The 12,821-nt window shown below is 70.2% G+C and carries 11 protein-coding genes and 1 pseudogene; 9 read left to right on the top strand and 3 right to left on the bottom strand.

Annotated elements, in window-relative coordinates; translation table 11 throughout:
* Positions 1–35: 35 nt before the first annotated feature.
* The 3 genes and pseudogenes from AB0436_RS01035 to AB0436_RS01025 all read left to right on the top strand — a co-directional run.
* Positions 36–755 (top strand): VWA domain-containing protein, encoded by a 720-nt coding sequence (locus AB0436_RS01035; RefSeq protein WP_366465514.1) that lies wholly within the window; start codon positions 36–38, stop codon positions 753–755.
* Complete coding sequence (locus tag AB0436_RS01030; RefSeq protein ID WP_366465513.1) at positions 752–1,312, top strand: HutD family protein; 561 nt, start codon at positions 752–754, stop codon at positions 1,310–1,312. The genes AB0436_RS01035 and AB0436_RS01030 overlap by 4 nt, the downstream gene beginning before the upstream one ends.
* A gap of 24 nt (positions 1,313–1,336) precedes the next feature.
* Positions 1,337–1,708, top strand: a pseudogene (locus tag AB0436_RS01025) (VOC family protein); the annotation flags it as partial.
* A gap of 49 nt (positions 1,709–1,757) precedes the next feature.
* Here the strand turns inward: AB0436_RS01025 and AB0436_RS01020 are convergent.
* Positions 1,758–2,129, bottom strand: coding sequence for a VOC family protein (locus AB0436_RS01020; RefSeq protein ID WP_366465512.1), 372 nt, complete (start codon positions 2,127–2,129; stop codon positions 1,758–1,760).
* Between the two features lie 503 nt (positions 2,130–2,632).
* Between AB0436_RS01020 and AB0436_RS01015 the strand changes: the two genes are divergently transcribed.
* Complete coding sequence (locus tag AB0436_RS01015) at positions 2,633–2,836, top strand: cold-shock protein (protein ID WP_015607926.1); 204 nt, start codon at positions 2,633–2,635, stop codon at positions 2,834–2,836.
* Positions 2,837–2,931: 95 nt separating this feature from the next.
* Positions 2,932–4,485 carry a DEAD/DEAH box helicase gene (locus tag AB0436_RS01010; RefSeq protein ID WP_366465511.1) on the top strand — a complete coding sequence of 518 codons (1,554 nt, stop codon included), beginning with the start codon at positions 2,932–2,934 and terminating at the stop codon, positions 4,483–4,485.
* 107 nt (positions 4,486–4,592) lie between these two features.
* On the opposite strand, the gene AB0436_RS01005 is transcribed toward AB0436_RS01010, so the two are convergent.
* Positions 4,593–5,483, bottom strand: coding sequence for a hypothetical protein (locus AB0436_RS01005; RefSeq protein WP_366465510.1), 891 nt, complete (start codon positions 5,481–5,483; stop codon positions 4,593–4,595).
* A 193-nt stretch (positions 5,484–5,676) separates the two neighbouring features.
* On the opposite strand from AB0436_RS01005, the gene AB0436_RS01000 reads away from it, so the two are divergent.
* Together AB0436_RS01000 and AB0436_RS00995 are read left to right on the top strand one after the other, a co-directional pair.
* The gene (locus AB0436_RS01000; protein WP_366466103.1) at positions 5,677–6,456 is read left to right on the top strand and encodes a serine protease; all 780 of its coding nucleotides are present in this window, start codon (positions 5,677–5,679) and stop codon (positions 6,454–6,456) included.
* Between the two features lie 111 nt (positions 6,457–6,567).
* The gene (locus AB0436_RS00995) at positions 6,568–9,654 is read left to right on the top strand and encodes an endo-alpha-N-acetylgalactosaminidase family protein (RefSeq protein ID WP_366465509.1); all 3,087 of its coding nucleotides are present in this window, start codon (positions 6,568–6,570) and stop codon (positions 9,652–9,654) included.
* A gap of 75 nt (positions 9,655–9,729) precedes the next feature.
* Here the strand turns inward: AB0436_RS00995 and AB0436_RS00990 are convergent, their stop codons facing one another.
* On the bottom strand, positions 9,730–11,481 hold the full coding sequence (locus AB0436_RS00990; protein ID WP_366465508.1) for a beta-galactosidase family protein: 1,752 nt from the start codon (positions 11,479–11,481) through the stop codon (positions 9,730–9,732).
* A gap of 105 nt (positions 11,482–11,586) precedes the next feature.
* Between AB0436_RS00990 and AB0436_RS00985 the strand changes: the two genes are divergently transcribed.
* Both AB0436_RS00985 and AB0436_RS00980 read left to right on the top strand, forming a co-directional pair.
* Positions 11,587–12,465, top strand: a complete 879-nt coding sequence (locus AB0436_RS00985) for an AraC family transcriptional regulator (RefSeq protein ID WP_366465507.1) — start codon at positions 11,587–11,589, stop codon at positions 12,463–12,465.
* Between the two features lie 11 nt (positions 12,466–12,476).
* The gene (locus tag AB0436_RS00980; RefSeq protein WP_365855603.1) at positions 12,477–12,779 is read left to right on the top strand and encodes a chorismate mutase; all 303 of its coding nucleotides are present in this window, start codon (positions 12,477–12,479) and stop codon (positions 12,777–12,779) included.
* Positions 12,780–12,821 lie beyond the last annotated feature (42 nt).

The raw sequence follows: 12,821 nt of genomic DNA, 5'->3' as shown, positions 1-12,821 counted from the left end.
CGGGCCCGGGCCGGACGACCGAGCGGGAGCGACGCATGGCCATCAGCCTCCAGAAGATGCAGGAGACGGCGCCCGCGCTCGTCAGCCTCTACAAGAGCGCCGGAATATCCCTGCAGAAGCACGGCCTGCACGGTGAGCGGGTCGCGGTCTACCTGGTCATCGACTACTCGGGGTCGATGAAGCCGTACTACAACGACGGCAGCGTCCAGGCCCTCGCCGACCGCGTCCTGGGACTCTCCGCCCATCTCGACGACGACGGCACCGTCCCCGTGGTCTTCTTCTCCACCGAGGTCGACGCGGTGGAGCACGTGGCGCTCAGCAACCACCACGGACGGGTGAACGAGATCGCCGCGAGCCTCGGGCACATGGGGAAGACCAGCTACCACCTGGCGATGGACGCCGTCATCGACCACTACCTCGACAGCGGTTCGACGGCGCCGGCCCTGGTGGTCTTCCAGACGGACGGCGGCCCCATCAACAAACTCGCCGCCGAGCGCTACGTCTGCAAGGCGGCCGAGCTCCCGCTGTTCTGGCAGTTCATCGGCTTCGGAGACCCGGCGAGCAAACAGTTCGACTTCCTCCGCAAGCTCGACGAACTCGCGGTGCCCGCCCGCAGATCACTCGACAACGCCGGTTTCTTCCATGCGGGCAGCGACCCCCGGAAGGTCTCCGACACGGAGCTGTACGACCGGCTGGTGTCCGAATTCCCGGCCTGGCTGCGGGCGGCCCGCGCCAACGGGACGGTACGACCGTGACCGTCACACTGCTGAGGGCCGCGGAGCGGACGGCCACGCCGTGGAAGAACGGCGGCGGCATCACCCGGGAGATCGCCGCCGCGCCCCCGGGCGCCGGAATGGACGACTTCGCCTGGCGGGTGAGCCTCGCCGAGGTCGGAGGCGACGGTCCCTTCTCCGCCTTCCCCGGCGTCACCCGGACCCTCACCGTGGCCGAGGGCGCGGGCATGGAGCTCACGGTCGACGGAGTCCGGCGAACGGTCGGTGAGCGGTTCCGGCCACAGGACTTCGCCGGGGACGCCCGGACATACGGCCGACTGCTCGACGGTCCGGTGGTCAACTTCAACGTCATGTACCGCCCCGGGCTCACCGAGGCGGTCACCGCCGTCGTACGCGGCCGGCTCACCGTGTGCGTACCGCCCGGCGGGAGCGTCCTGGTCGTCGTGCTCGACGGGACGGCGGTCATCGAGGGAGGCGGAGCGGAACTCGGCCCGCACGACGCCGCGTTGCTGACCGGCGAATCCCCGGGCGTCCTGCGGGCCGACGGTCACACCGCGGTGGTCGCCTTCTGGCGCTGAGACCGGTGCGGCATAGTGGCGATCATGACTTCGTTTGTGCGCCATGTGACCGTCGACTGCGCCGACGCCTACCGGCTCGGCAGCTTCTGGGCCCAGGTTCTCGACATTCCGCTGACCGACGAGGACAAGCCGGGCGACCCGGAAGCGCTGGTGCAGGCGCCCGGCTTCGGCCTGCTGTTCATCCAGGTCCCCGAGCCCAAGTCGGTGAAGAACCGGCTCCACCTGGACCTGCAGCCGACCGACCGCACCCGGGAGGAAGAGGTCGAACGGCTGTTGGCGCTCGGCGCCACCCTGGTGGAGGACCACCGCAGGCCCGACGGACGCGGCTGGGCGACCATGGCCGACATCGAAGGCAACGAGTTCTGCGTGGAGCGCAGCACCGGCGAGCGCTCCGCGTAACCGGCGGTGGGATCGGTGCCGGACCGGGATCGGTGCCGGACCGGGATCAGTGCCGGACCAGGCAGAACGGATGCCCCGCCGGGTCCGCGTACACCCGCCACCCCTGAGCGCTGTCGTCGAGCAGATGGGCGCCCGCGTCCAGGACGTCCACCTCCGCCCGGTCCAGGTCCGGCACCCCGAAGTCCAGATGGAACTGCTGGGGCCGAGTGGGATCGGGCCAGGCCGGCGGCCGATGGTTCTCGGCCCGCTGGAACGCCAGGACCAGCCCGGACCCGGTGTGCAGCGTGGACCAGTCGTCGTCGAGCGACCAGCGGGGATCGGGCCGGTCGACAGTGCCGCCGAGCACCGACCGGTAGAACACCGCCAGGGCGGCCGGGTCGGGGCAGTCCAGCACTATGCACTGCATTTCCGCGATCATGGCCCGAATCCTAGGCCGCCACGACTTCCGCCCGGCACCCGGAGGGGTGGTGTGCCAGGACCGCGGGACACTCGGGGACGAACCCGTACGGGTGAACGTCGGCGGGGGAGACGACCGCGCTCGGTCCCCCCGCGCGAGGCCGGCCGTCGGGGACGACACGACGGTCATCGAACGGATCCGAAGATGCGGACGCCCACGTTCGACCGCGGGATCATTTCAACTGTCTGCACGGGTGGGCGAGTTGACGTGGCGCGCGGAACGGGGCGCCGTTTCCGGGAACACCCGGCCGACACGTGGATCCAAGGCGTCCACACATCCGGGCGACAAGCGTGCTACGCTGACGTTGTTGCAGTTTTGGTACCCATGAACTTTATGTGCGCCTGACGGGAATGCTCCGACAGGCGCATTATTGTTTTCCGGCTTTCTCCGGATGGGGTTCAATGCGGCGACGCGGAATTCGTAAAGTGCGAATTTCCGGCACTGCACCTGTTGAGGAGAATGTTATGGCCACCGGTACCGTGAAGTGGTTCAACTCGGAAAAGGGCTTCGGCTTCATCGAGCAGGACGGCGGCGGCGCCGACGTCTTCGCCCACTACTCCAACATTGCCACCCAGGGCTTCCGTGAGCTCCAGGAGGGCCAGAAGGTCTCCTTCGACGTCACGCAGGGCCAGAAGGGCCCGCAGGCGGAGAACATCGTCCCGGCCTAATTGTCGGACGCGTACCTCGCTGACCGGGGCCCGCACCTCCAAGGTGCGGGTCCCGGTTTGTGCTGTCCTACACCTGGCAGGAAGGCTAAAACTGCATGACCCGCTCCGCTGAACGCCCGGCACGCCCCGCACGCACCAGTCCGCCGAGGGGCCGAGGCAAGGCCCCCGCAAAGTCTCCGGCCCGAAAGGCAGCGCCCAGGCCTGCCGAATTCACGCTGCCGGACACCATCACCCCCGCGCTGCCCGCCGTCGATGCCTTCGCCGAGCTGGACATGCCCGCCGCCCTGCTGAAGACCCTCGGGTCGCAAGGCGTCACCGACCCCTTCCCGATCCAGGCAGCCACCCTGCCGAACTCCCTCGCGGGCCGCGACCTGCTGGGCCGCGGACGCACCGGATCCGGCAAGACCCTCGCCTTCGGCCTCGCCCTGCTCGCCCGCATCGCCGGCCGACGCGCCGAACCGCGCGCACCGCTGGCCCTCGTCCTGGTACCCACCCGGGAACTCGCGCAGCAGGTCACGGACGCTCTGACGCCGTACGCCACCTCGGTGAATCTGCGGCTGACCACCGTCGTGGGCGGTATGTCGATCTCCCGGCAGTCCGGCGCGCTGCGCCGCGGCGCCGAAGTGGTCGTGGCCACCCCCGGCCGCCTCAAGGACCTCATCGAGCGCGGCGACTGCCGCCTCGACCAGGTCGGCATCACGGTGCTCGACGAGGCCGACCAGATGGCCGACATGGGCTTCATGCCGCAGGTCACCGCGCTGCTCAAGCAGGTGGAGCCCGGCGGACAGCGGATGCTGTTCTCCGCGACCCTGGACAAGAACATCGACCGCCTGGTGAAGACGTTCCTGTCCGACCCCGTGGTGCACTCCGTGGACCCGTCGGCCGGTGCGGTCACCACCATGGACCACCACGTGTTCTACATCGCCGACGAGACCGACAAGAAGGCCGTCACCACCCGGATCGCGGCCCGCGACGGACGGGTGCTCCTCTTCCTGGACACCAAGCGCTCGGTGGACCGGCTGGTCAAGCGGCTGCTCGCCAGCGGAGTGCGGGCGGGCGGACTGCACGGCGGCCGTTCGCAGCCGCAGCGCAACCGCACCCTCGACCAGTTCAAGAACGGCCTGGTCAACGTCCTGGTCGCGACGAACGTCGCCGCCCGCGGTATCCACATCGACGACCTCGACCTGGTCGTCAACGTGGACCCGCCGACCGACCACAAGGATTACGTCCACCGCGGCGGACGCACCGCGCGGGCCGGCGGGTCCGGCAGCGTCGTCACGCTGGTGCTCCCGGAGCAGAAGCGGGAGATGACCCGGCTGATGTCGGACGCCGGCATCACCCCGCGGACCGCCCGGCTGAACTCCGGCGACGACGAGCTCACCCGGATCACCGGCGCACGGGAGCCCTCCGGTGTGGCCGTCGTCATCGACGTGCCGCAGCAGGCCACCCAGCCGCAGCGCCGTTCCCGGCCGAGCCGGCCCGCAGCGGGCAGCACGGCGTCGGCCGGCCAGCCGGGCCGCAGCCGCGGCCGCCGTGGCGGCCAGGGGCAGGGCCAGGGCGGCCAGGGCCGCAGCGCGGCGGGTCGCAGCGGTCAGGGCCGTGGCGGTCAGAGCCGAGGCGGCCAGGGCGGCCGCCGGGCAGCCGCCTGAGACGCCCCCCGGCCTTCGTACCCTGACGCCCGCCGGCGCGGGAGCGTGCTCAGCACCTCCCGCGCCCCGGGCCGGTCACCGCAGCCGACGCCTGAGGTGTCGCAGCCTCAGGTGTCGCAGTCGAGGACCGTCCCGCACAACCCGCAACGCGCCCGTACCCGCCCCCGCACCGGTACCCGGATGCGCTGCTGGCAGGTGGGACACGGGAAACTGACCCGCAGTCCGTTCCCGGCCTCCTCGAAGGCGTACGGGGTGCCCGGCGGGCTGTGACTGCCGTGTTCCAGCGCGTACTTGCGGTTCTTGGCATAGGCACGGCGGCCCGCCCAGCCCGCAGCGGCCAGCGGCGGCAGCCGGCTGTCCTGACGGGCCCGGTCCAGACCCTTGTGGTACGCGGTGTACGCCTGCGGGCTGGTGAACCAGATCGACGGGTCCTCGTCGAAGGCCAGAGCTCGCTTGGCCAGCACATAGCCGAACTCCTCCGGGGTGAGATACCCCAGCTTCTGGCTGGACACCCCGTCCTCCCGGTATGCGTCCAGCAGCAGCCAGCCCGCCCCCAGATAGGTGGTCGCGGTGTCGGTGAGGATCTCGTTGTCCCGGGTGCCGGTGAAGCTCAGGTCCAGCCGGTGCAGCAGGACATGCATGACCTCATGGGCCAGCGCCGCGCCGATGTCGTTGCGGTGCGTGCGGAAACGGTTGTTGAGCTCGATGAAGTACTCCGGCCCCGCCGCCAGTTCGACCCCCGCCGCATGGTGCATCTCACGGAAGCTCACGATCATGCGGGCATCCGGCAGATGCAGATGCTGGACCATCGCGTGCGCCACCCGCTGTGCACCCAAATGGAGGTCGTCATGGTCGGAAAAAGCGACGTCGGCCGGGGCGACACTCGGGGCGTAGCCGCGGATGCCGTCGTACGAGAGGCGTTTGTGCAGTGCGGTGATGGCCGCCCGCACGGTCTCCAGGTGCGGAAAGCCGTGCACGACCTCGCTGTCGTCCGTCACACGGCCCACTCTACGGCGGGCGGAATCGCCGGATAGTGACCAGTCTTATGGGACTGATCCTTTTCGGATCGCCGGAACGATTCCCCCCATGAGAGGAAGCCCGTTGAACCGGACACTCTTCGACCCGACCCGGCCCGACCGGTCCCAGTCCGACGGATCCCGGCCCGACCGGAACCAGCCCGACCGGACAGTCCTGCCCCGGACGCTTCGCACCCTCAGACGATCCGCCGCAGCCGGCGCCGTCATACTCGCCGCCGTCAGCCTCCAGCCCACCGCCGCCGCGGCCGCCGCACCGGAGCCCATCGTCGGCGGCACTCGCGCCGCCGAGGGCGAGTTCCCCTTCATGGTGCGTCTCTCGATGGGATGCGGGGGCGCGCTCTACGCCAAGGACATAGTCCTGACCGCCGCGCACTGTGTGTCGGGGACGGGCAACGACACCTCCATCACCGCCACCGCCGGCTCGGTCGACCTGCAGAGCCCCAACGCCGTCGACGTCCCCTCCACCAAAGTCCTCCAGGCCCCCGGCTACGACGGCCGGGGCAAGGACTGGGCGCTGATCAAACTGTCCAAGCCGCTGAACCTGCCGACCCTGAAGACCGCCACCACCACGGACTACGACAAGGGCACTTTCACCGTCGCCGGCTGGGGCGCGACGAGCGAGAACGGCGACCAGCAGCGCTACCTGCGCAAGGCGACCGTCCCCTTCGTGTCCGACACGAAGTGCGAAAAGGCGTACGGGTCGGACCTCACGCCGAGCGACGAGATCTGCGCCGGCGACGTCGCCCAAGGCGGCGTCGACAGCTGCCAGGGGGACTCCGGCGGCCCGATGTTCCGCAAGGACGACGCCGGCGCCTGGATCCAGGTCGGCATCGTGAGCTGGGGCCAGGGCTGCGCCGAACCCGGCTACCCCGGCGTGTACAGCCAGGTGTCGACCTTCGCCGCCGACATCAAAGCGGCCGCGGCCACCCTGTAGGGCCGCGGCCGGCCGTTAGTCCAATACCTCTCCCCGCTTTGTCCATAGGCGCATACGCCGCGCTCCTCCATCGTGACGTGCACGGATGATCGTCGCGATGGAGGAGCGAGCGTGTACCCAGCAGAGCGAGGACCCAGCCGCAGGACCGTTGTGACCGCCACGGCGCTGGCCGGTGCCGGAGCGGCGTTCGCCGCCCCGCAGGCCCGGGCGGCGGAGCCGGCGGCCGAGGCCGTGCTGCGCTCCGGCGACCTCGACGTCCGCGTCGACCGTCGCTTCCCGCGGATCGTGTCGTACACCGACAGAAGGACCGGCGCGTCGCTGTACGGTCAGGCCGACCCGGTCACCACCGTCCTGATCGACGGGACGAAGCACACCCCGGACGTCACCGCGCGACCCGGCCGCGACCGGATCACGTACATCCTGCGCTTCGACGGCGGCACCGAGATCCGGGCCGAGATCCGCGTCGACGGATGGCAGACCCACTGGCGGATCACCCGGATAGCGGACTCGGCCGCCCTTCGGGTCGGCACCCTCGAGATTCCCGGGCTCGCTCTTCTCTCCGTACGCAGCGACCAGCCGGGCGCCACCCTGCTGGCCGCCCGGCTCGACCTCGACAAGGCGAAGAGCGGCGACACCCTGGTCCAGCTCACTGCGCAGACCCCGGCGGACGCCGCCCCTCTCGGCTGTGCGTACGCCGTCGTCGCGCACGACCGCATCGGCGGGGCCGTCGAGACCAACACGGTTTACGACAGACCGACCTCCGCCGCCGGCACCACCTGGGAGAACGGCAGACTGTGGCGGCAGACCGTGCACCGGGACGGCCACGCCGAGGCACGGCTCACCTGCGGGCAGTGGACGCACCGCGCGGTCGGCTCACCCGTCGACGCCACCGAACCGCTGCCGTACGCGACGGTCATCCTCACCCGGGACCGAAACGGCGACGGGGTGGTCGACTGGCAGGACGCCGCCATCGCCTTCCGCGACATCATGGTGACGCCACTCGGCGCGGATGAGACCCACCTGCGGGTCGTCCCGCACATCCCGTTCAACTTCGCCTCGCAGGCCACCAACCCGTTCCTCGCCACACTCGACCACGTCAAGCGGATCTCGCTGGCCACCGACGGGCTGCGGCAGTACACCCTGCTCAAGGGCTACCAGTCGGAGGGCCACGACTCGGCGCACCCCGACTACGCGGGCAACTACAACAAGCGGGCCGGCGGCCTCGACGACCTGAACACGCTGGTCCGTGAGGGCCGCAAGTGGAACAGCGACTTCGGCGTACACGTCAACGCCACCGAGTCATATCCGGTGGCCCACGCCTTCTCCGAGAAGCTCGTCGACAAGAACGACAAACAGTGGGACTGGCTGGACCAGTCCTACCGCATCGACGCCCGGCGCGACCTCGTCTCCGGCGACATCATCAAACGCTTCCAGGACCTTCGCGACGACACCGACCCGGCGCTCAACATGATCTACCCGGACGTCTTCCGGGAGTCCGGCTGGAACTCCGACCGCCTCCAGCTGGCCCTGCGCGAACAGGGCTGGCTGGTCTCCAGCGAATGGGGGCACGGCCTCGAACGTTCGTCACTGTGGTCGCACTGGGCCAACGAGACCGACTACGGCGGCGACACCTCACGCGGCATCAACTCCCGGCTGATCCGCTTCATCCGCAACCACCAGAAGGACGTCTTCGCCAACAAATGGCCCACCCTGCTCGGCGCCGGCCGGATGGGGAACTTCGAGGGCTGGGTCGGCAAGACCGACTGGGACGCCTTCTACACCATCGTGTGGACCGACGCGCTGCCCGCGAAATACCTCCAGGCGTACCCGATCAAACGGTGGACCGAGCACGAGATCACCTTCTTCGGCCCCACCGCGACCGTCGTCGACGACCAGGACGGCTCCCGGCGCATCACCACCGACGGGCGGGTCGTCCACCAGGGCGGCAGCTACCTGCTGCCCTGGGAACCGCGCAACGCCACCGACCCGGCCAAGCTGTACCACTACAATCCGAACGGCGGAACCACCAGCTGGCAACTGCCGCGCGGCTGGTCCGGCGCATCGCGTGTCTCCCTGTACCGGCTCACCGACCAGGGCCGGACACATGAGGGCGATCTGCCGGTCCGCTCCGGGAAGGTCACCCTGGACGCGAAGCCCGGGCAGCCGTACGTGCTCTACCGCCACCGGCCCGCCGCCCCGCCCGCACCCCGCTGGGGGCAGGGCACCCCGGTGTACGACCCCGGCTCCCACTCCGGCTCCCTGACCGGCCTGCACACCGAAGGACCCGCCTCGGTGGTACGCAACGAGCTCGGCGACTACGAACTGGTCATCGGGGCCGGTGCCGGCGCCGCCGTCAGCCGGCGGCTCGGCCGGCTCCCCGCCGGTACCTACGCCGCTTCCGTACAGGTCGAAGTGGGCAGCACACCGGGGGAGCGGCGGCGGGCCGCCCTGGAAGTCCGTACCGCCGACGGAGTCACCGCCATCAACTGGACCGACGTGTCCTGTGCGGGCAACTACGTCGCCGCCGACCGCAAACACGGCTCCCGCTTCCAGTCCATGTTCACCTGGTTCACCGTGCCGGAGAGCGGCGGCCGGGTCGACCTCACGCTGCGGGCAGCCCCGGGCGAGGCCCGGGTGCGCTTCGACAACATCCGGATCACCCCGGCACGCGACATCGGCGGACACACCCACAAGGCCGGCACCCTCGCCTTCGAAGACTTCGAACACGTGCCGCACGGCTGGGGTGTCTTCGTCAAGGGCGACGCCGGCGGCTCGACGGACCCGCGCACCCACATCGCCCAACGGCACGCGCCGTTCACCCAGCGCGGCTGGAACGGCAAGGCCATCGACGACGTCATCGACGGCGGCGAAACACTCAAGTCCCGCGGCGAGAACACCGGCCTGGTCTACCGCACCGTGCGGCACACCGTCCGCTTCGAGGCCGGCAAACGCTACCGGGTCTCCTTCAGATACGAGAACGACACCGCCGGCCAGTACGCCTGGATCACCGGCGTCGACGAGCCCGCCACCCGTGAACTGGACCGCACACCGCTGCCCGTCGCCACCGCACCGACCCCGCTGACCTACGAGTTCACCGCACCCGCCGAAGGCGACAGCTGGGTGGGCCTGCGCAAGGTCGGCGACGACGGGGTCGCGGAATTCGCCCTGGACACCTTCGAGGTACGCGAGGTGCGGTGAGCAGAACCGACCGTCAGGGCACGTCCCCTGCCGGCAACGGCGAATGACACCGCTCAGGGGGCGTGCCCACCGCAGTCACCGCACGGCAGGGGACGGCGGGCCGAGACGCAACCGCGGCTCGCCCGCCGCCTCCAGCTCCAGCACCCACACCTCGTTCCCGCCCTCCCGCAGCACCGGGCCCGGCACATACAGCGAGTCCTGCGGCCCGGCCGACCAGTAGCGGCCCAGGCAGAAGCCGTTGACCCAGACGAAACCCCGCCCCCAGCCCGGCAGTTCCAGGACCGCGTCCCCCGCACCGCGCACCTCGAACCCCGCACGGAACAGGCCCCGGCCTCCGGCCGCACCCTGCTCCACCGGCCGGAACGGCAGCCGCGCGACCGCGCCCGCAACGTCCAGCGAGTCGAGCCGAAGACCACGCGAGCGGAACCCGTGCAGAAACTGCCGCTCGTGCAGCACACCCCCGGTGAGCCCCTTGCACTCACCCAGCCGTGGCCCGTAATTGACCCGGCCCAGCGACTCCACCCACACCTCCACCGACGCAGGCCCCGCCACCCCGGCGCCCGGCTCGGCCCGCACCCCGTCGACGTACATCACCGCCACATCACGCAGCCCCGGCAGCACCAGCGGATACCGCTGCCGCGGGCCGGGCACCTCCACCAGGTAGCGGACCAGGCCGCGGTCCACGTCCAGCTCCTCGAAGGTCGGCGGCGCACCCGTGACCTGCTCCGGACCGCCCAGGCCATCCATCACCTCGTCGAGCGACACCCGCCCGGTGACCGCAACGCCCACCGGACCGGCAAGGGCCGGCGGAGCGGGCGGCAACGGCGGCAGCGGACCGTCGCCGTAACCGGCAAGGACCTCGCGGAACAGCCAGAACTTCTCCGTCGGCCGCCCGTACTCATCGACCGGCGCACCGTAGTCGTACGACGTCACCGTCGGCATCAGCTCACCGTCATGCAGCTCACCCGACCGATTGGCCCCCGCCCAGCCACCGAAGCTCGTCCCGCCGTGCGCCATGTACAGATTCACCGAAGCGCCGCACTCCAGGACCTCCCGCAGTGCCCCGGCCGCGTCCGCCGGATCCCGCACCACACCTTCCGCACCCCAGTGATCGAACCAGCCGCACCAGAACTCCATACACATCAAAGGACCCGACGGCCGGTGCCGGCGCAGCACATCGAAACCCGCCCGCGCGTCCGCCCCGAAATTCGCCGTCGCCAGCACACCGGGCAGCGAACCCCCGGTCAGCATGTGGTCCTCCGGGCCGTCCGACGTGAACAGCGGCACGCTCACTCCGCAGGTCCGCAACAGATCGGCGAGATGACGCAGATACACCTGGTCGGAGCCGTAACTGCCGTACTCGTTCTCGACCTGCACCATGATCACCGGGCCGCCCCGGTCGATCTGCCGGGGCACCACCTCAGGCAGCAGATGCCGGAACCAGCGGTCCACCCGGCGCAGATACTCCGCGTCCCGGGTCCGCACCCGCAGACCCAGCGCACCGGTCAGCCAGTGCGGCAGCCCACCGTTCTCCCACTCCGCACAGATATACGGCCCCGGCCGCACAACGGCCCACAACCCGGCCCGCCGCGCCGCGTCCAGGAACCGGCCGAGCGCCTGCGCATCGCGGAAGTCGCCCTCCCGCGGCTCGTGCAGATTCCACGGCACATACGTCTCCACCGTGTTCAGCCCCAGCGCCCGCAGCATCCGCAGACGATGCTCCCACTGCCCCTCGTGCACCCGAAAATAGTGCAGGGCACCCGACAACAGCCGCACCGGCCGACCGTCGATCCGGAAATCCTCTTCACCCACCGTGAAATCAGCCACCCGCCCACCCTCAGTCCTGGCGGCGGCCCCGGTCCATGGACAAAGATCAACGCGTATTGGACACACCGGCACAGAACGAAGACGGACGAAGGAGGAAGAAAGCGCATGTACCACACCTGGATGCGCTATTTCACCCCCAGCCCCGCGCACCACGCACTCGGCCTCGTCTGTCTCGGCGTCGGACTCCAGCACGGCACCCTCCCCGCTGTCGGCCCCCGCACCCTCGACCACCACGTCGCCGTCATCATCGGAGCAGGCAGCGGCTGGTACACCGGCGCCGACGGACGCACCCACACCGTCACCGCACCCGCACTCATCTGGATCACCCCCGGCATCACCCACCACTACGGAGCAGACCCCGCCACCGGCTGGGACGAATCCTTCGTCGACTTCACCGGACCCGCCACCGACACCTACACCCGACTCGGCTACATCGAGCCCACCAGGCCCGTCGTCCCGCTCTCCGACGCAGCAGCCGCCCGCACCACCGTGGGCCGCATCGCCCGCGCCGCACGACGCGGCAACCCCCTCCTCGAAGTGGAAACCGGCGCCGCCGTCCACGAACTCCTCGTCACCCTGCGCCGCGCCCGCGCCGACACCAACGCCGACGGCGACCCCGTACTCAAAGCCCTCAGCCGCGACGCCTGCCGGCCGCTCACCATCACCGAACACGCCGCCCGCCACGGCATGACCCCCACCGAACTGCGCAACGCGGTACGAAACGGAGCAGGCTGCAGCCCCAAGGACTATCTGCTCGGCATCCGCCTCGGCCGCGCCAAGGAACTCCTCGCCGCCACCGACCTGCCGGTCGCCGCGGTCGCCCGGCGCGTCGGCTACCACGACCCCGCCTACTTCTCCCGGATCTTCACCCGCCGCGTCGGCACACCCCCCGTCGTCTTCCGCAAACAACAGAGCCACACCGTCCACGGCGGCTGGAGTGACCAGATACCGGACCCCGACGACCCACCGACGATCACGACGTAAGCTCGACGACCATGACCGAGACAGCCCCGTCCGTACAGGCCGAACTGGACCGCCTCCGCGAGTCCATCGACAACATCGACGCCGCCGTCGTCCACATGCTCGCCGAACGCTTCAAATGTACCCAGCAGGTCGGCCACCTCAAGGCCCGCCACCACCTGCCCCCCGCCGACCCCGCCCGCGAAGCCCGCCAGATCGCCCGCCTGCGCCGCCTCGCCGAAAGCGCCAAACTCGACCCCGCGTTCGCCGAGAAACTACTCAACTTCATCGTCGCCGAAGTGATCAGGCACCACGAACGGATCGCCGAGAACCACTGACCGCCGGAACCGGCGACCCCATGCGGGCCGTCGGCACCGTAC

The sequence above is a fragment of the Streptomyces sp. NPDC051322 genome (assembly GCF_040689485.1).
Lineage (GTDB): Bacteria > Actinomycetota > Actinomycetes > Streptomycetales > Streptomycetaceae > Streptomyces.
Note: the sequence above shows the minus strand (reverse complement) of the source record. Positions and strands in the feature narration are given on the sequence as shown.

What these genes read in the sequence shown, in the direction of transcription:
- AB0436_RS01020 (WP_366465512.1), bottom strand. Translation starts at nt 2,129, where the DNA reads ATGATCGCGGAAATGCAGTGCATAGTGCTGGACTGCCCCGACCCGGCC.
- AB0436_RS01010 (WP_366465511.1), top strand. Translation starts at nt 2,932, where the DNA reads ATGACCCGCTCCGCTGAACGCCCGGCACGCCCCGCACGCACCAGTCCG.
- AB0436_RS01015 (WP_015607926.1), top strand. Translation starts at nt 2,633, where the DNA reads ATGGCCACCGGTACCGTGAAGTGGTTCAACTCGGAAAAGGGCTTCGGC.
- AB0436_RS01035 (WP_366465514.1), top strand. Translation starts at nt 36, where the DNA reads ATGGCCATCAGCCTCCAGAAGATGCAGGAGACGGCGCCCGCGCTCGTC.
- AB0436_RS00985 (WP_366465507.1), top strand. Translation starts at nt 11,587, where the DNA reads ATGTACCACACCTGGATGCGCTATTTCACCCCCAGCCCCGCGCACCAC.
- AB0436_RS00980 (WP_365855603.1), top strand. Translation starts at nt 12,477, where the DNA reads ATGACCGAGACAGCCCCGTCCGTACAGGCCGAACTGGACCGCCTCCGC.